Source organism: Roseburia hominis (assembly GCA_040702975.1).
GTDB lineage: Bacteria > Bacillota > Clostridia > Lachnospirales > Lachnospiraceae > Allocoprococcus > Allocoprococcus hominis_A.
The window spans coordinates 1994985-2013490 of record CP159990.1 but is presented as its reverse complement, the minus strand read 5'-3'; the positions used below and the strand labels follow the sequence as shown (position 1 = coordinate 2013490).

The following is an 18506-nucleotide window of genomic DNA, read 5'->3' as shown; positions in this document are numbered from 1 at the left end:
ACCGCCCGCTGGCTCGGCTGGGCTTGCTGCTGCATTGTCAAACGATATCCCGATTTTGATATATCGTTGCTGCAATTTGATGAGAGATAAAAAACCAGGCAACAGAAATTATAAGCACGATATTAAAAGTCAACATGATATTGTTTTTTACAGAAATAAAGAGATTCGTGAGAAGCACAAGCCCAACAATAATCCCTGTTGACGCCATAAAAGACATCATAAAAATAATTTGAGATTTTTCCGGATCAAACAGATAGGCACACGGTAAGCTAATGCCGCCCGCCAATAACGTGGCACTCATACCGATAGCAGCATACAAGCACAAACAGCAACAACCAGAGTAACTATAATTTGTAGAATTTTCGTTTGCTGTGATATTTCATCTATTTTATCTCCGATTTTTTATAAACACGGTACAATATTGGTAATAGGAACAAATTTGCAGCCATATAAACAGGAATAATAACTGTCACAACACTCATTACTTTTCCTCCCAACTCATATCCTTTCACATTTTGACATTTTATGTTTTACCAAGTATTACACTATATCACTTTTTCCAAAGAAAGCTATTCACAGAATGCGCCAAGAACCCCTGCGACAGATTGTGCAATCCACATAATAAAAGACCGGTCAAAGAGATTCCATTTCCCTTACCAGTCATCCTACATTCTCTCTCTACTTGATACACATTTTTTCCTATACTTTGTGTATCATGTACTTATATTCCATTATTTTCAACACAAGACACGCCATACACCATCCTAACCCTTGCACCAGTTTACATCCAAAAACAATATTTTGGGATTATGAAGCAATGCAACAATCAGTTCCATTTTCATCCGTTCTCCCAGTGATAAAGTCCTTACCTGTACATTCATAAGCTCCCGTACCTGGAACAAATCCACAAAAAAGTCCTTGTTCCTCCTATATTCATCTTCCGGGATACGATATATTTCTTTAAACAACCTCAACATATCCTCCGCTGTCAGTTCGAAAAACAACTGGCTCTTTTGTCCCATAACAACCGCATACTGCTGTTTAAATGCTTTCTCTAATTTGTTTGGATAAAAACCCATGACCTGTATCTTACCGTCTGTCGGCGCAATAATACCCGTCAACATCTTTACCAGGGTTGTTTTTCCAGCCCCGTTCGGCCCGATCAGACCTATAAATTCACCCTCATCCACCTCCATATCAAAAGCATTTACTGCAATTTTTTCTTCATATTCCCGGTGTATGCAGTATTCTGTATGACAGAAACAACCAGCATTTCAAAATGTGAAAAGGGTAACACAAATAAAACACTACGCACAATACTTACCCTCTTATAAAATTTACTGTGAAACATTAACTTCCGGGTAGCCAAAAAGCGCAAACTGCCCCTATCAAGCTATTAAACATTCATTTTGAACTTAGTAGACAGGTCTATGTGGCAACTACAGGAGCCTCCCAGCCAAGTGCTTTTAACTTTTTCAGGTACGCATTGATTTTACGTTCCTTATTGAACTGATTATAGTATTCGGCACCGAGATCTTTGAAAACTACACTATCCTTGAGGATATGATAAATTGCTATCAGCATGGAATGAGCGACAGCAACGTAGGCACGTTTCGGTCCCCGATGTGAACTGATCCGCATAAATTGCGCATAAAAGTAGGACTTTTTATTCTTAACAGCTGCATGCGCACAGGTAATTAAGGTGGTTCGGAGAAGGGCATTCCCTTTCCTTGTTTTACCGGATTTTCGCTTCTTTGCGCTTTCATTGTCTCCGGGACATAGGCCTGCCCATGAAGAAATATGGGCATCCGTGGGAAAACGTTCCATGTCTGTGCCGATCACGGAAATGATTGCCTGAGCGCTGGTATTTCCAATCCCGGTAACATCCTGAATGGCAGCTGATGCTTCCTTTTCCTCCGGCTTCATAAAATTGTCTATCTCACCATCAAGATTCTTGATATGGATATTCAATTCATCCAGATGGTTCAGGAGTTCCTTCATCATCCTGCGCTGAAGCGGGGACATGAAACCATTGAGGTCGTCCACAATCTGCTCCTTTGTTGCTTTGAGATTATGCGCAATAATTTTTTTGTCATACATTTCATCGTACTTTGCACCGTCAATGGATTTACCCGTGAGCAGATATTCGAGGATACTGCGTGCGCTTTTACCATTGATATCGGTGACAGTTCCGGAAAGCTTGATATTTGCACCTTCCAGCATCTTTTGGAGCCGGTTCAGTTCCCGGGTTCGCTCTGCGACAAGGCTTTTGCGGTAGCGGACAAGCTCCCGCAGTTCCCGCTGGTCTTTATCTGGGATATAGCTGGGCCGTAACAGACCATGCTGAAGAAGGTCAGCAATCCATTCAGCATCCTTTACATCCGTTTTTCTCCCGGGAACAGCCTTCATATGGCGGGCATTTACCACCATGGCTTTCAGGTCAGAAGATTCAAGGATGTTATACAGAGGCTTCCAATACGAAGCGGTGCTCTCCATTGCGGTCATTTCACAGCCGCTGTCTTTGAGCCAGTCAGCCAGCATGAGAAGTTCTCTGGTTGTTGCACCAAACTCACGAACTTCCTGCCTGTTGCCTTTTCTAAGGCAGGCAACGATGAGTTTTTTGTGCACATCAATACCACAACAATTGTCGTAAATTTTATCCATCATGATACCTCCGTGGGAAATTTACGGCACGGTTTCCTGTCTGTTATCATTTTACTGTACGTCCTTTTGCCGCAAGCAGCTGGACAGATGGTGGTGCAAATGAGGAAACCTGAAATCAGTTTAGTTAGCGGGCTACAAGCCCAAAGTTAAATCGATCTTTGCCGTTAATACCAGTATAAGTTGCGTCAAAGATAAATTCAATAACCTGTCGTCTGCATAGTTTCATTTATGGTGGTGTCAGGCGTGCGGACATGGGGGTTTAGTTGTTTTTTGCCACTACAGAAACAATTAACATGCACATACCTGCTCTTTCTTAAAAATATGACTTTATAATAACTTACAAGCCCCCTTTGTCAACTATTTTTATATTGTAAATCTTCTAACAACCCTGCAGGGAATTCTTTATCTTGTGTTTTTAGAAAACATCTGATAGTATTGTTAATGTATATGATAGAGTTGTCTGGGGGTTGGGAATATGTATCCATTGTTGATTGTGCGTGAAGAAATCGTTTGTTTAATCATCTTGATATTTTTCTGGATCAACGGGCATTTTTATAAGATGGGGAAGGATCATGGCAGCTTTCAGAGAATGCTGGTCTACGCCATTGGCCATGTTGTCTTTGATATCGTCACAGTGCTGACAGTGAACAATCTGGACAAAGTCCCCATGTGGTTCAATTTCATCGTTCATGTGATCTTTTACCTGTTCGCCATCCTGTTTTCTCAGGAGTTCTTTTGCTATGTGATTGCACTATCCTATGGGAAACGGATACAGAAAATGGTGAGGACCAGCAGCTTTTGCCTGCTGACGGTCTATTTAATCCTTTTACCCGTTCTGCCTATCGTGTACCTCCGGGGCAATGGGACCAATTATAGCCTGGGGCCGGCAGCCTTTGTGGGGTACGGACTGGCCATGGCTTTCTTTATCAGCAGCGGGGTAATCCTGGGCATGAATTACAAGAAGCTGGCGCCCCATGTACGGATGGCCTTGATTCCCATGCTGGCCATGCTGATAACGGCGGAGTGCATCCAGATCTTGGTGCCTGAGCTTCTGTTCACAGGTGGAGCAGCCACCATCGTTGCAGTGGGATTTTTCTTCTCGCTGGAAAACCCGGCGGATGTGTTTAAACAGAAATTATTAATCGACGCGCTCACCGGCGTAAAGAGCCGCCACAGCTACGAGATTGATATCCAGCAGATGGAGGCGGAGTATGCCCGAAACCGGAATATCCAATTTGGGCTGGTTTTCTGCGACCTCAATAACCTCAAGGCAGTCAACGATGAACACGGCCACCTGGAAGGCGATTCCTATATCGGCCATATCGCTCAAATCCTGATGAAAAATCTTCGGAGCGCGGAAAGCATTTATCGTATGGGCGGAGACGAATTTCTGGCAGTATATCGCGGCGCAGATGAGACGGATATCCAGCTGGAGATTAGCCGGGTCAACGCGGACTGCGAGACCAGGTCCGGGGAGCTGCCCTATCGGATGAGTGTCGCCATTGGCTACGCCGTATCCGGGAAAGAATACGCCACTTTGCGCAGTGTGTTGCGAGTGGCCGATTATCTCATGTATAAAAACAAGGCCGATATGAAGAAAGCGGCAGCCTTCCTGTCGAAAGACGGACAGAAACTAAACCTGACCGGCCTGACTGACCGCATCTTTGATGTCTTTGCCGCCACAGGTGACCGGAACTATCTCACCTTGCACAATCTGTCCACCAATGTCTCGCGGTGGTCTAAGTCTGCGGTAGACTATTTTGACCTGCCCGGCGAGTTTATTTTTGACGGCGGTACCGTTTGGCTGGAGTATATCCACCCGGATGACCGGGCTGACTACTGGGCAGACATCAGTGATGTGTTTGACGGGGTCAAAAAGGAGCATGATATGGAATACCGCGCACGCAATAAGCGAGGAGAATATGTAATCTGCACATGCCGTGGCTCGATCCTGAGGGGCAAAAACGGCGCCCCCGATCTGTTCGCTGCCACGATCACCAATCACGGAATCGCTGAGAACATTGATCCGGTCACCGGGCTTCATAACGAGCAGGCCCTGATTCCTTACGTGGAAGGGTTAATCCGGGAGGGCGTGCGGGTATCCTTCCTATCGGTGGGAATTTTTACGTTTAGCCGAATCAATCTATTGTACGGCTACAAAAACGGAGACCAACTACTGAGCCAGTTCGCAGGGATTGTGAAGCGGCTTCTGGACGGGAAAGGCCGGATTTTCCGCATGGGAGGCACTAAGTTCTTTCTGTGTATGACGGAGATGGAGGCGGAGGATGTCCAGAGGCTTTACAAGGCCCTGCAAAACGCTGCCAGCCATGAGATATTGATAAATACGATGGTCATTCCCCTCCGCCTGGCGGGAGGAGCCTTTATTATGGACAGACACTTTACCGGCGGTATCGCTGCCATTCGGAATAATCTGACCCATGCTCTGGAGCGTTCCAAGCAGGAAAGTCACGGAAGGCTCATTTTCTACAACGATCCGACGCCGGACGGGACGGAAGGGGACTTCCGGCTGCTGGCCGCCATCCATCAGGACGCGGTGACCGAGCGAAAAGGCTTCTATTTGGAATATCAGCCCCTCCTCCGAATGGATAACGAGGAGGTTATCGGTGCGGAGGCGCTTCTGCGGTGGCAGGACGAGCAATTCGGCAAAGTAGGACCGGGGCAGTTTGTCCCCTGGCTGGAAAACGACCCATGTTTCTACCAGGTAGGACGCTGGATTCTTCAAAAAGCCCTTCTGGACGCCCGGGAAATGCTCTCGGTTGTGCCCGATTTTGTAATCAACGTCAACATCACCGTTCTCCAGCTGGAGGACGAGCGCTTCAACACAATGGTGGTGGAGGCGCTGCGGGAGAGCGGATTTCCGCCGTCTCAGCTCTGCCTGGAGCTGACCGAACGGTGTCGTGAGCTGGATTTTGATTTTCTCAAAGCCCAGATTGACTTCTTTCACAATTTTGGCATTCAGGTCGCCCTGGATGATGTGGGAACTGGTTTCTCTTCGCTGAATATGCTGCTCGCTCTCCCCGTGGATGAGATCAAGCTGGATAAGACTTTTATTACAGATATTCGCGCCCGAGAAGCAAATCAAGTCTTTGTCGGCTCCATCGTGGAAGCGACCCGTCGCATGGGCTATCAAAGCTGCCTGGAGGGGATAGAGGACCGGGAGACCTACGAATACCTCAAAGGCTTCCGTGCCACCTCCTGCCAGGGATACTATTTCTCTAAACCCTTGCTTGCCGGAGACCTGAAGGCTTTCTTAATGGAAAAGAAGAGCAAAGGAGGGAGCGGCGACCGGTAACAGGATTCAAGCATCTCGGACTGCTTTGTGTTACCCTCTGAGCAACTTTGAAAAAGGGACAGGCTTCTCACACCTGTCCTTTTTCAAATTCTGAATGCCCTGTAGAATCTCTCTGCCTCAAGCTGCTGCAATCCTGAGACCTGCCCGTCTCCAAATTCCATAATAATCAGAAATCCGTCTTCTCTTCTTGCAATGTCCACTGTTACAAGTTTCTCCTGCCCCGGCCTTGACCTCCTAAAATAGTGTTGCATATAAACACCCAATAACTCCTGCCCCATAAATCAACAATCTCATTATTAGTCCCCATCAAACCTTGAAAGGTACTTCCCAAATTTTGTAGGTTTACCGCGGTACTTTCCACATTTCAGCTTGACAATATTTGATACCTATGTTAATCTCCCATCTTTGACAGTAAAAATCCGTAGATTGCTGTAAAATCAAGCTTTCTACGGATTTTTTTGTTGTTCAAAATGTAGCTATATATTATTACTTTTTCTTCTTTGAGGCTCGTATTATTTTCCTCATATTTACATCAGTTATGATTTGATAATCGGTACGGAATCCGGCTGTTTCGTGTAGTCTGTCCGTCAGATCCGTCCTTGTATAAACGGGTGTGTACCCCAGTTTCTCACCGGGGCGGGCCATCATCATGTTCTTTAAAGTATCTATGATTTCCTCACATGTATAGGCTTCTTTGAGTTCCTTTTCCAGAATCCTGTAGATAACAAGTGCTATAAAACAAGTGATGAAATGGGCACGGATATGGTCTTCTGTCTGAAGGTATACGGGGCGGGCCCTGAATTCCGTTTTCATGACCCGGAAACATTCTTCAATCTCCCAGCGCTTCTTGTTGATTCTTACGATCTCTTCTACACTCATATCATCCAGGTTCGTGCATACAGCATAGAAACCATCATAACGTTCTTCTTCCCGGATTGCATCTGTATTAAGATACACGATCTCTTCTGAGCAGACTTCTCCATCTTTGGTTGCTTTCTCTCTGGAGATAAATCTGTGCGGGTCATTCTGGTTCTTGGGACGCTGTTTATACTTCCCATCATTAATAAGCTGCTGTGCACGCTCGACCTGCCCGTTCCGGATCTTCCTCTGATAAGCTTTATATTTTGGAGAAAAAGAAACGACCAGATGTTGTTCTAATGGCTGGGCTCCTTTTTTGATCTTCCGTTGGGAGAGGTCCTCTTTGATCCAGCGATCCTTATAAAAAATGTTTTTATAATTCTTTGCTTCATCGATCTCGTTGAGATTAAAGGTTTCATCAGAACCTGGCAGGTGCCATCCGTCTGGATCAAGTGCAAAATCCTTGAGATAGTCAGGCAGCTGTTTTATGGATTGTATGGTAATAAAACTACGGAGCTGTACACCATTAATCTTTCTGTCATTGAACTTCCGGTTTGTCTTGGAAGAAAGCCCTGCATCTGTACAGACGATGATCTGGTCAAGTCCGTAATCGCGGAGTACTTTTTGCTCCAGTGGTTTCAAAGTGGGCTGTTCATTTTTGTTTCCGGGATAAATATCGAAGGCCAGCGGAATGCCGTCGTGATCCATGAACAGTCCCATACCAACGATAGGGAGGGGCTGGTGCTGTTTGGATTTTCCATAGCGGCGCAGATCATCTGCCTCTTCAATCTCAAAGAAGTAATTCGTACAGTCATAATAAAGGACATCTTTCCTGCGTTCGCAGACCTTCTGGCTGTTTTTATAAAGCTGTGCCTGTATAAGATCATTTTCTTCCGAAAGGACAGAAAGGGTCCTGTAGATGTCATGCAGTTCGAATGTGGGCTGCTCAATAAATTTCGTGGCCTGTCTGTTGGAGGACAGTTTTGAAGATGGATAAAGAATTCTTGTATAAATAAGCTTCGAAAGGACATCATTCAAATCATAAGCAAAAGAATGACGGGAGGAAATATCCCTGCATATTTTGTCCAGCCCCAAACTATAATAAATGTTCTGCAGGAAGAGATAACCGCAGTTAAAAAGCTTCTGTTCATTTTTCTTCAGGAGCTTTGAAGGAGAATAGCTGATAAGGATTTCTTTGTTCTCATCATACTCTTTGCGATTTAATTCATTGACATACTCCTGTGCCCATACATAGGGATCCTTACCACCGGCTTTTGCGGTGACTTCTGTCAGGTTGCCAAGTTTTTCAACTGTGACAGTGGTCACACGGCCATCTGGTTTTCGGATTGTTTTCTGTACATAAAAGGATGCAGAATTTTTCGATTTGCTTACTGTAAGTTTCATGGCAAACACCTCCTAATCCTTATTATACCACATATAGCTACAAATAGCCACAACAAAACGAATAAGATTTGACAAAAAAATACAGGCTTTATGGGGCCTGCAAGTACTTTTTCCATTATTTAACTGTCAAACTCCCGAGCAAAGGAGGGAGCGGCAACCGGTAACAGGATTCAAGCATCTCGGACTGCTTTGTGTTACCCTCTGAGCAACTTTGAAAAAGGGACAGGCTTCTCACACCTGTCCTTTTTCAAATTCTGAATGCCCTGTAGAATCTCTCTGCCTCAAGCTGCTGCAATCCTGAGACCTGCCCGTCTCCAAATTCCATAATAATCAGAAATCCGTCTTCTCTTCTTGCAATGTCCACTGTTACAAGTTTCTCCTGCCCCGGCCTTGACCTCCTAAAATAGTGTTGCATATAAACACCCAATAACTCCTGCCCCATAAATCAACAATCTCATTATTAGTCCCCATCAAACCTTGAAAGGTACTTCCCAAATTTTGTAGGTTTACCGCGGTACTTTCCACATTTCAGCTTGACAATATTTGATACCTATGTTAATCTATAAACACTCTTTGCACTGCATATAAATCTACAGTACAAACTGAACAGACCGTGACCATAGGTCATGGAGTCGGGTCACATGAGTGGCAGTGGAATCTTCTATCCACGGGACAGTAGTTGCTAATACTGGTTCGTGGGTATTTTTTATACTTTTTTATAAAGGTAATATAATAAATCCCCACATATATTGGTGTCATAGAGCTATCTAACATTTAGGAGGTACTTAGTATGTGGGGAAGTCGAATGACGAAAAAAGTATATGTTGATCCGGACAATAATTTCCAGAGAGTCGCAGACAGAGTGTCAATCGTGAGCATTACAGGCAATTTGATATTGTCTGTGTTTAAGCTTATATCGGGCATTGTGGCTCATTCCAATGCGATGATTAGTGATGCTATTCATTCTGCATCGGACGTGTTTAGTACAGTAGTGGTAATTATCGGGATCAGACTTGCTTCAAAGGAAGCAGATAAGGAACATCCTTATGGGCATGAGCGTATGGAATGTGTGGCGGCCATTATACTAGCAATGATTCTGTTTATGACAGGACTTGGCATTGGGATGGAAGCATTGAAAAATATTCTGTCCGGCAATTATGGCGATTTGCAGATACCGGGGATTTTAGCGCTGGTTGCAGCAATCGTTTCCATTGTAAGCAAAGAGGCTATGTTTTGGTATACAAAAGTCAATGCAGCAAGAATTGACTCCAGTGCACTGCTGGCAGATGCATGGCACCACCGTTCAGATGCGTTTTCCTCTGTAGGGGCTTTGATAGGAATTGCGGGAGCAAGGCTTGGCTTTCCAGTTATGGATTCCATTGCAAGTTTAGTGATTTTTGTATTTATCATTAAAGCTGCATATGACATTTTTAAGGATGCTGTCAATAAATTGGTGGATCATTCCTGTGACGAGGAAACAGAAAGGCAAATTTATGAACGCGTTATGAGAAACGAAGCAGTTATGGGGATAGATTCGCTTCATACGCGTATTTTTGGAAACAAAATATATATAGATATAGAAATTGCAGTGAATGGTTCTTATACTCTGGAGAAATCTCATAAAATTGCGGAAGAAGTCCATGAGGATATTGAAAAGAATTTTCAAAAGGTAAAACATATCATGGTGCATGTAAATTCAGCCCAAACGGACGAGTGATGAAACTGTCACAATTAATGCTTCACCAGTGATGGTTTCCATAGCGACCATACTGAAATCATCACTCATGCCGTACTGGGTAATCATAGCGCGTGCCAGCAGAATGTCTCTCTGGCACTGGATCGCCTGAACTGATCGTAGAAAGGAAGAAAATTTGTTATGACTCTGTTGATTACCCAACCGTGCCACCCCAAAGACCTCTTCTCTTCTACAATAATTCCCCATCCTTTTCTTCAATCCAGTGCCAGATCTTTTATCCGCTCCTTAAAATATTCGCTCGCTTCAAATTCAAGCCTTTTCTGATTTTTTTCACTTGCCTGCTCACATACTAATCTTCAAAATATCCAGCACCTCATCATGATTCAACACCTTATATCCGCCCTCCATAATAAGCGTCCCATCTGCGATGCGGTCCAGCATTTCTTCTGTTACTCCCAGCTCACCAAGATTCATCACAAGACCCAGTTCCTTCATCCAGCCTTCCATGCGGGAAAGACCTTCTTCGGCAATCTGTTCATCGGATTTTCCGTCGGTATCAACTTCCCACACATTCACTGCGAAACGGCGAAACTTGTCAAGGCCATAAGGCATGATGTACCGATAATAAGACAGAGAAACCGCGGAAAGCGTCATTCCGTGAGTCGCATCGGTATATGCGCCCACAGACTGCCCGAGCATATGAACCATCCAGTCTGTGCTTTTTCCTCTGGAAACAAGCGTGTTAAGCGCCCAGGTTGCCGCCCACATGATATTCGACCTTGCCTCATAATCCTCCGGATTCTGGATGGCGATTCGGGAACTATGAACCACTGATTTCATCAACGCCTCGCTGATATAATCGCTGGTATTGTCATCCTCGCCGGAGAAATACTGCTCGCAGATGTGATTGAAAATATCGTAGATACCCGCCACCATCTGCCGTCTCGGCAGGGTAAAGGTAAATTTAGGATTCAGAATTGCAAACTTCGGCATCACCTGATCCCCAAATACATGGCCGATTTTCAGCTTTTGGTCATGATTGGTAATGACTGCGCCGCCGTTCATCTCGCTGCCAGTACCCACCATTGTCAGTATACAACCAACAGGGACAATCTCACAGTCCGGTTCCTCAAAACGGATGTAATACTTTTCCCATGGATCTTCATCACAGTGAACAGACACGGAAACCGCCTTAGCATAATCGCAACAGGAGCCGCCGCCCACAGCCAGCAGAAAATCCACATGATTCTCTCTGGCAATCCGAACACCCTCCCGCAGTTTCTCTACGGTAGGATTCGGCATCACGCCGCCATCCTCAATGACCACCTTGCCACTTTCCTTCAGCAGTTCCATAACCTGGTCGTAAATGCCATTTTTCTTGATAGAACCGCCTCCGTAAATCAACTGAACGGTCTTCCCGTATTTAGAAAGTTCCTCGCCCAAATACTGCAGGGAATCCTCCCCAAAATAAATTTTTGTTGGGTTTGAATATGTAAAATTTCCTAACATGATTTTCTCCTCCTTCTTCTTTATCTTCTCTGAACCGGACATTACTTCAGACTGTTATATGTTCCATCATCTACCGCTTCCAGTCACTCATTGGAACCGTTCTCACCGGGAACTTCAACTGACAGATGCGAAAACCAACTGTCTTTAATGGTATCCAGTTTTTTTGTCCAGCCATAAACTCCTGTTTCATAATTTGCCCCAAAATGAATCTGGAAATATGCCTTATCCCTTCAATAGCCGATTTCTTCCAGCCAGTTTTGTATCGTTTCCTGTGACTGCGATATATCATCACGGTACACACCCAACACATTGCTTTCGATCTGACTGTCTGGAAGCACAGCAGAAATATCTTTCACGCTGGATGCAAGCCCTCCTGTCCCGTGGGAGCAAAATAGCACAACCTTCTTGCCGCTAAGGTCATTTTCCTCCAAGAAAGAAAAAACAGCCATCGGTGCGCTGTACCACCAGTTTGGATACCCTAAAAACACCACGTCATACTCTGAAAGGTCTGAAACCTTTTCCACCAGCTTTGGCCTTGCATTTTCCGCCTTTTCATCCGCCGCCCGGTCAAGACACGCATCATAATCCGCCGGATACGGTTCTTCTACCCGGATAGAGAATAATTCCCCTCCAACCTCCTGATGAATCCACGCTGCCATCTGCGCAACATTTCCTGGGAGCTGTACGCTGGCTGATGTGGTGGCATCAACTTCTGAAGTATCCGCCGCATTTTCTACCCATGTAAAATAGGCAATCAGAATTTTCTTATGTTCTGACACTTGCTGCCCATCTGCACTGTCAGCAGACTCTGTTTCTGTCGCATCTTCTGATAAATATGTTTCCGGTATTGAAATATCGCTGGATTCCTGTGTGTCAGCCAGCAAATTAAAGTTCCTGTCTCCTGCACAAATACAGCAAATTAAAATCTCAACATTTAATTATTATCTATGTCAGCGTGCAGTAAAAAACAGCACACTTTTATCTTGACCATCCTGCTCTATTCCAGTATAGTTTTTATGGAACAAAAAAGAGAAAGAACAGCCCCTCCTACAGTTCGTTCTTTCTCTCATACACCAGCATACCTGCCATATACGGGATCATGTCCCACTCATGAGGCTTTGGCATCACTGACATTTATTATGATAAGAAATAATTCCCTGTTTTGCAAGTTAATTCGTATAAAATCTTCATCAAAAAAGCTTTTTGACTCCTTCATGGACGGTTTCCGGCCTGAACTACAGACCTGCCCCTGTTGTGGGGCAAAGGGAGCTTGTTCCGTCCATGCCTATTATGAACGTTCCCTGGCTGATTTCGTTGGTGGAAAGCCTGTCTGGCACAGCCTCTGTATCCTGCGCCTTGTCTGTTCCTGCGGCCATACCCATGCCATCCTTCCGGATTTCATCATCCCTTATTCCTCCTACGGCCTTTTCTTTATCCTCCGTGTCCTGGCGGAATATTTCCTTCGGCTTGCTTCCGTAGAAAAAATCTGCGCACGCTTCTGTATTAACCAAAACCAGCTCTACCATTGGCTTTCCCTGTTCAAAAAGCAGAAGGAAGAGTGGCTGGGCCTTCTCTCTTCCAGGGAGTCCTCCGGCCTCTCTTTCCTGAAAGGCCTTTTTCGGATGCCCGCTTATTCCGGCTTTGCATCCGGTTTTGTCCGCCGCTTCTCTGTCTCCTTCCTCCAGTCCCACAGAAATCCGGCGGCTTACTGCCAACAGCAGTTCGGCCCCTGAACCGTTTCCCAGACACCACATAACACAGGGATGGTCTCCAGGCTGTTCTTCCTATATGCTGATAGAAAACAGTAAAGGAGGATTTTTTTATGCATTACAACACCAAAAACTTTTCAGACGCATCTGCTATGGCACAGTTCCGGCTCGCACTCATTGCACCGGTCATCCATGGCCTTTATCCGGATGCGTCCAGAAACGCCTATTACCAGCGGGTAACGGAAAAACCCCTCACCCTGCCTGACGGCTCTGTATTCCAGTACAGCCCCAAGACCCTCAGCAAGTGGGCCTCTCTTTACCAGAATGGCGGCATTGACGCGCTCATGCCCCGGGAACGTTCCGACAAAGGCTCCACACGCGCCTTGCCGGACACGGCCATTGAAGAGATCTACCGGCTGAAAGAGGCTTTCCCACGCTTAAACGCAACCCAGATCCACCGCCATCTTGTGGAGGAAGCTTTTATCCCCGCCTCTGTCAGCGTCTGCGCCGTCCAGCGCTTCGTGAAAAAGCATGACCTGAAGTCGGCGCGCAATCCATCTATGAGGGACAGGAAAGCTTTTGAGGAAGATGCCTTTGGGAAAATGTGGCAGGCGGATACCTGTTACCTCCCTTATATCACGGAAGGCGGGCAGCGCAGGAGGGTTTACTGCATTATGATCATTGATGACCACTCGCGTTTCCTGGTGGGCGGCGGCCTTTTTTATAACGATAACGCCTATAACTTCCAGAAAGTTTTAAAAAACGCAGTTGCCTCCCACGGCATTCCGGCGAAACTCTATGTCGACAATGGCTGCAGCTACTCAAATGAACAGCTCTCCCTGATCTGCGGCTCCATCGGCACGGTCCTCCTTCATACAAAAGTGCGGGACGGCGCCAGCAAGGCCAAGATCGAACGCCAGTTCAGGACATTCAAGGAGACCTGGCTTTATACGCTGGACATGGATTCCATCACGTCCCTGGCACAGTTCAATTCCCTCCTGCGGGACTATATCCGCACCTACAATACTTCCATGCATTCCGGCATCGGCTGTACCCCCATGGAACGTTACCAGAAGACGCGCTGTGCCATACAGATGCCAAAGTCCAGGGAATGGCTGGAGGAATGTTTCTTAAACCGCATCAACAGGAAGGTGAATAAGGATTCCACTGTCTCCATCGACAAGGTCTCCTATGACGTCCCCATGCAGTTCATCTCATCCAAAGTTGAGATCCGCTTCCTTCCCGACGATATGTCCTCTGCCTACATCCTTTATGAGGGGGAGCATTATCCCATCCGGCCGACAGATAAAAATGAAAACTGCAGGACAAAACGTAACAACACCCCTTCTATTGATTATTCAAAGATAGGAGGTGCCTGCTGATGTTCCGCACTTACTATGGGCTGGCCTTCAACCCTTTTGACAAACAGATGGCCTCTGAGAAGGACCGTTTCCTCTCGAAAGACATCTCGGAGATGCTCTCACGGCTGGACTACCTCAAGGATACCAGGGGCATCGGGCTGTTCACCGCACGCCCCGGCATGGGCAAGTCCTTCGCACTGCGCTGTTTTGCCAAAAGCCTGAACCCGAATCTTTACCACATGGAGTATCTCTGCCTCTCTACCGTCAGTGTCATGGAGTTCTACCGCCAGTTCTGTTCTACGCTTGGTATAGAACCCAAAGGCGGCAAACCCGGCATGTTCCGGGCGATCCAGGAGCAGGTCCTCTATCTCTACCGTGAAAAGAAGCAGCCCCTCCTCCTTGCCATCGATGAGGCACAGTATCTCTCTACCGGCATTCTGGAGGATATCAAGATGCTCATGAATTACGGCTATGATTCCCTCAACTGCTTTACTCTCATACTCTGTGGGGAGCCCCATCTGAACAATACGCTCAAAAAGCCCGTCCATGAGGCACTGCGGCAGCGTGTTACCGTCCACTATAACTTCTCCGGGCTCTCCGATTCGGAAGTCGGGCAGTATGTCCTCCACAAGATCGCCTGTGCTGGCGGAGCTTCCTCCATTATTGACCATGCAGCCCTGTGTGCTGTCCACAGCCACTCCCAGGGCAGTCCCAGGCTTGTTGATAACCTGATGACCAACGCGCTGACACTTGGGGCACAGATGGAAAAGAAGGTCATTGATACAGAGGTCATCCTGGCTTCCGTCAGCAGCCAGAACCTCGGCTAAGGAAGGAGGGGTACTGTTTATGGAATACACCTGTATTCTCAGGCACGGTTCACGGAAAGAATGCTGGACTGGAAAACTTACGCTGCTGCGGAAACTTCCCGGCCAGTACGAAGCAGAAATCAGCGGGAGAGGGACTTACTTCCACATCCTTGCCGGGCGGCATAAATATGGGAATTACCTGTGCATCCCCAACCATGATATCGGGTGCGAATTATCTGATTTCTCCGATATCTTCTGGAACGAAGAAAGGCTCCGCAGTCTGATGCGGAAGGTAGACGCAGTAACCGTGGCCACCGCCCTGGTGTATCTGCCTGCCCTGGCTGATAATATTTGAAAGATTACGAATTTTACATGGGCTGTGGATCCCACAATGGATTCCACAGCTCTTTGTATTTCAGAGCAGTCTCCCTGTTGCCAACAGCGTGCCGCGTTTTTGATAGAAGAATGCATTTGCAGGTTGCACTGCGCAGTCAACGGGATAAAAATCAGAAAAATAATTCGCCGTTTATGTCTCCTTCAATTTGCCGTCCAACATCCTGTGAACCACAAGCAGTAACAAAACACAGCATAGCGAGCGCCAGAAATCCGGCGATCCGTTTCTTCATACACACATCCTCCATGGTTATATCACCCGAAATGTTTTCCACTTCCCGGATTTCTGCCGCCAGAAGAAAATGACCGCCCGAATGATCCAGTCACAAACCATTGCAATGGCAATCCCAATCACGCCCATCTGCAGGACAATTCCGAAGAGCCATGACAACAGCAGACGCACCGCTATCGTAGATATAACCGAAACATACATGGTAAATTTCACATCACCTGCAGCCCGCAGCCCATTGCTGAGCGCACCGGAAAAGGGATATGCTGCGGCATTAAACAGGTTATGAATCAGAACCAGCAGGATCACAAGTCGCTTTGTTTCCGGTTCCAAAGCATAAAATCTCATAAATAATGGGGTCAGAAGAAAAATCAGAAGATTCCATGCGGACGAAAGCAAAATTGTGATCCTTGTCAATTTCTTAAAATAATCGTCCGCAGCCTTTGTATCCCCATTTCCCATGCACTGTCCAATGACCGTTATGAACACAGGCCCCATAGCAACTCCCGCCAGGGCGGCCAGCGACCAGATGCTTTGTGCAACGCCATTTGCCGCATCACAAGCAGTTGCTCTAAAAACAGGGGAACAATCATTGCCTTCAAATTCTTATTTGAAAACAAAGTTGTTTGCTGATCCATGCCCTATCCTCCTCTTTCTGATCCCTTTCACGGCATAAAAGCTGATAAAAACCCATAATCCCATCATGGCGATATACCCTGCAAATACGGATACCACACTCTGTTCAAAATCAAAGAACACAAACTCCTGTTTAAGGAACATATAGGAGACAATATTTTCCTTATGGAAACAGTACGCTCCATACCCTGCAATAAAAATTGCTATAAAACGTATCAGCCATACAAATGCAGTAGGTGTTTTCTTTCTGCCCCAAAGTCTGCGGAACATTCCAAGGACCATGCTCCAGTGAAAGCCCAAATGAATACTCATCAGCACAAATCCCCAATAGGACGCCGCCAGGTGCATGGTTCTCGCTGTTGCCATTGGCCCATGAATGGAAAGTTCTACAAAGACATGACGGGACATCACAATCCCGCTGAATCCCAAACACAACATCGAAGCAAGCACACTGATATTGATGATCACCTGCATCACTCGCAGCAGGGTATATTTCCCTTTGAACAGGTTTCCATACCACCTGATGTTCAGAATGTTATGCAACAGAAACAGCACAAGCATTCCTCCTCCAAGCCACTCATGAAGCTCCTGCCCGGTAATTTGATAGGCCATCAGAAGAAGGAGCATCACTGTCATCAGGAAGTCAATTCCCATTTTAATTTTTATTTTTGGCTTCAAATAACATCTCCTCCTTCCTTTGGTCATAAGTCCGCTGTCTGATATGCTGATTATTCTTTAAAGTTCAAACCAAGGCTATTTACCCATTCCATCACGGTATCCTGGGAATCGCTGCCGCTTAAACGTTCGCCGGAAAGCCACTCTGCTCCGCCTGTTAGCTGTTCCAGATTGGTTGCGCTGGAACCCGTACCGCTGCCGCCAGAAGTGCAGAAAGGCACGATGGTTTTGCCAGAGAAATCATAACTCTCCACAAAAGTGCTGACGATTCTCGGCGCTTCTCCCCACCAGATGGGATAGCCAATGAATACAATGTCATACTGTTCCATGTTCTCCACGCTGCCAGAAATAGCAGGACGGGCATCAGGATCATTCATTTCAATAGTAGTACGGCTGTTGTTATCGTTGTAATCAAGATCTGCATCCGTGTAGGGATCTTCAGGAACAATCTCGTAAATATCTGCATTCAGGCCGTTTGCGATATGTTCCGCTACGCCCTGCGTAGTACCCGTCGCAGAGAAGTAAGCAACCAGAACTTTGCTCTCCTGTATATCATCGGGAGCATCCGATTCTTCCGGCTGGCTTTCAGGAACATCCATATTCTCCACGTCCGTACTGCTGTTTTCTGTAGTTTCTTCAATGTTTGACGTGCTTTCCACAGAATTTTCTTCCGTGGACGGCTGCTCTGTCTGGCTTGCAGAATTTCCGCAGGCTACAAGCCCAAAAATTATAACCAACGAAAGTAAGACAGCGATTGTTTTTTTCATCATTAAAACCTCCTGATTTTTTATTACGTTCGTCCCTCTTTCCATAAAAAATGAGACGGGAAACGCGAACTCCGCTTTGCTCCGTTTGCGTAGCAAATAGTTTCGCCTGACGGCTCAACTATTTTTTATTCTGCCAGCGAGAAGGTGATTTCTTCCCGGCTGTCAAGGCTGTCAAATACAGAAAGGTCGGAAGTGACCCTGCCAATGGGGATAACATCAACAGAAAGATTTGGGTTGTCCGTCTGTGCGTAAAAAATGGCCATATTATGGTGCGCCTCGCAATAGGTAATATCACCATTCTCAAAATTCTTCTGGCCGCCTTCCACATGTTCCGGGTAGAAATCAACTCCTCCATAGTACTCTCTGCCGCCGTAACCCACCATAGAAATTGTCAACGGAAAATACGCTTTGATTTCTTCTGCCAGTTCTGTATCGTATAGGACTCCATCTAAGGTAACATCACCAATCGTAATCCTGATAGGCGTT

At 46.1% G+C, this 18506-nt stretch carries 19 protein-coding genes and 1 riboswitch; of the genes, 6 read left to right on the top strand and 13 right to left on the bottom strand.

From position 1 onward, the window contains the following. Window positions 1–37: 37 nt before the first annotated feature. The 3 genes from ABXS75_09345 to ABXS75_09335 all read right to left on the bottom strand — a co-directional run bounded on the left by ABXS75_09345 (window position 38) and on the right by ABXS75_09335 (window position 2667). Window positions 38–319: an ABC-2 transporter permease gene (locus tag ABXS75_09345; protein XCP87124.1), complete on the bottom strand. Its 282-nt coding sequence runs from the start codon at window positions 317–319 to the stop codon at window positions 38–40. Between the two features lie 445 nt (window positions 320–764). Beyond that, complete coding sequence (locus tag ABXS75_09340) at window positions 765–1196, bottom strand: ATP-binding cassette domain-containing protein (protein XCP86972.1); 432 nt, start codon at window positions 1194–1196, stop codon at window positions 765–767. 232 nt (window positions 1197–1428) lie between these two features. Next, the gene (locus ABXS75_09335; protein XCP86971.1) at window positions 1429–2667 is read right to left on the bottom strand and encodes an IS110 family transposase; all 1239 of its coding nucleotides are present in this window, start codon (window positions 2665–2667) and stop codon (window positions 1429–1431) included. 472 nt (window positions 2668–3139) lie between these two features. Here ABXS75_09335 and ABXS75_09330 point away from each other — a divergent pair, with 472 nt between their 5' ends. Next, window positions 3140–5977, top strand: coding sequence for an EAL domain-containing protein (locus tag ABXS75_09330; GenBank protein ID XCP86970.1), 2838 nt, complete (start codon window positions 3140–3142; stop codon window positions 5975–5977). A gap of 83 nt (window positions 5978–6060) precedes the next feature. Here ABXS75_09330 and ABXS75_09325 read toward each other — a convergent pair whose 3' ends face one another. The 3 genes from ABXS75_09325 to ABXS75_09315 form a co-directional block, all read right to left on the bottom strand. Next, complete coding sequence (locus ABXS75_09325; GenBank protein ID XCP86969.1) at window positions 6061–6228, bottom strand: ATP-grasp domain-containing protein; 168 nt, start codon at window positions 6226–6228, stop codon at window positions 6061–6063. 235 nt (window positions 6229–6463) lie between these two features. After that, entirely contained in the window at window positions 6464–8239 is a 1776-nt protein-coding gene (locus ABXS75_09320; protein ID XCP86968.1) for an IS1634 family transposase, read from the bottom strand. Window positions 8240–8486: 247 nt separating this feature from the next. Beyond that, window positions 8487–8654: an ATP-grasp domain-containing protein gene (locus ABXS75_09315; protein XCP86967.1), complete on the bottom strand. Its 168-nt coding sequence runs from the start codon at window positions 8652–8654 to the stop codon at window positions 8487–8489. Window positions 8655–8831: 177 nt separating this feature from the next. Further along, window positions 8832–8917: riboswitch (NiCo riboswitch) on the top strand. A gap of 112 nt (window positions 8918–9029) precedes the next feature. Between ABXS75_09315 and ABXS75_09310 the strand changes: the two genes are divergently transcribed. Further along, window positions 9030–9956 carry a cation diffusion facilitator family transporter gene (locus ABXS75_09310; protein ID XCP86966.1) on the top strand — a complete coding sequence of 309 codons (927 nt, stop codon included), beginning with the start codon at window positions 9030–9032 and terminating at the stop codon, window positions 9954–9956. Between the two features lie 321 nt (window positions 9957–10277). Here ABXS75_09310 and ABXS75_09305 read toward each other — a convergent pair whose 3' ends face one another. Next, window positions 10278–11444 (bottom strand): iron-containing alcohol dehydrogenase, encoded by a 1167-nt coding sequence (locus ABXS75_09305; GenBank protein XCP86965.1) that lies wholly within the window; start codon window positions 11442–11444, stop codon window positions 10278–10280. 230 nt (window positions 11445–11674) lie between these two features. Next, on the bottom strand, window positions 11675–12328 hold the full coding sequence (locus ABXS75_09300) for a flavodoxin (GenBank protein ID XCP86964.1): 654 nt from the start codon (window positions 12326–12328) through the stop codon (window positions 11675–11677). A 63-nt stretch (window positions 12329–12391) separates the two neighbouring features. Here ABXS75_09300 and ABXS75_09295 point away from each other — a divergent pair, with 63 nt between their 5' ends. From ABXS75_09295 to ABXS75_09280, 4 genes are all read left to right on the top strand, one after another. Continuing rightward, complete coding sequence (locus ABXS75_09295; GenBank protein ID XCP86963.1) at window positions 12392–13177, top strand: DUF6431 domain-containing protein; 786 nt, start codon at window positions 12392–12394, stop codon at window positions 13175–13177. An 89-nt stretch (window positions 13178–13266) separates the two neighbouring features. After that, window positions 13267–14535, top strand: coding sequence for a DDE-type integrase/transposase/recombinase (locus tag ABXS75_09290; protein ID XCP86962.1), 1269 nt, complete (start codon window positions 13267–13269; stop codon window positions 14533–14535). Beyond that, the gene (locus tag ABXS75_09285) at window positions 14535–15341 is read left to right on the top strand and encodes an AAA family ATPase (GenBank protein ID XCP86961.1); all 807 of its coding nucleotides are present in this window, start codon (window positions 14535–14537) and stop codon (window positions 15339–15341) included. Before ABXS75_09290 ends, ABXS75_09285 begins: the two co-directional genes overlap by 1 nt. Before the next feature lie 19 nt (window positions 15342–15360). Then, entirely contained in the window at window positions 15361–15675 is a 315-nt protein-coding gene (locus ABXS75_09280; protein ID XCP86960.1) for a DUF6618 family protein, read from the top strand. 288 nt (window positions 15676–15963) lie between these two features. Here the strand turns inward: ABXS75_09280 and ABXS75_09275 are convergent, their stop codons facing one another. The 5 genes from ABXS75_09275 to ABXS75_09255 form a co-directional block, all read right to left on the bottom strand. Continuing rightward, a complete protein-coding gene (locus ABXS75_09275; GenBank protein ID XCP86959.1) occupies window positions 15964–16440 on the bottom strand; it encodes an MATE family efflux transporter in 477 nt (158 codons plus the stop codon). Then, window positions 16422–16580 carry a hypothetical protein gene (locus tag ABXS75_09270; protein ID XCP86958.1) on the bottom strand — a complete coding sequence of 53 codons (159 nt, stop codon included), beginning with the start codon at window positions 16578–16580 and terminating at the stop codon, window positions 16422–16424. Before ABXS75_09270 ends, ABXS75_09275 begins: the two co-directional genes overlap by 19 nt. Next, complete coding sequence (locus tag ABXS75_09265; GenBank protein ID XCP86957.1) at window positions 16549–17256, bottom strand: DUF4405 domain-containing protein; 708 nt, start codon at window positions 17254–17256, stop codon at window positions 16549–16551. The genes ABXS75_09270 and ABXS75_09265 overlap by 32 nt, the downstream gene beginning before the upstream one ends. A gap of 50 nt (window positions 17257–17306) precedes the next feature. Further along, window positions 17307–18020 (bottom strand): flavodoxin, encoded by a 714-nt coding sequence (locus tag ABXS75_09260; GenBank protein XCP87123.1) that lies wholly within the window; start codon window positions 18018–18020, stop codon window positions 17307–17309. A gap of 125 nt (window positions 18021–18145) precedes the next feature. Then, window positions 18146–18493 carry a cyclophilin-like fold protein gene (locus tag ABXS75_09255; GenBank protein ID XCP87122.1) on the bottom strand — a complete coding sequence of 116 codons (348 nt, stop codon included), beginning with the start codon at window positions 18491–18493 and terminating at the stop codon, window positions 18146–18148. Window positions 18494–18506: the final 13 nt, after the last annotated feature.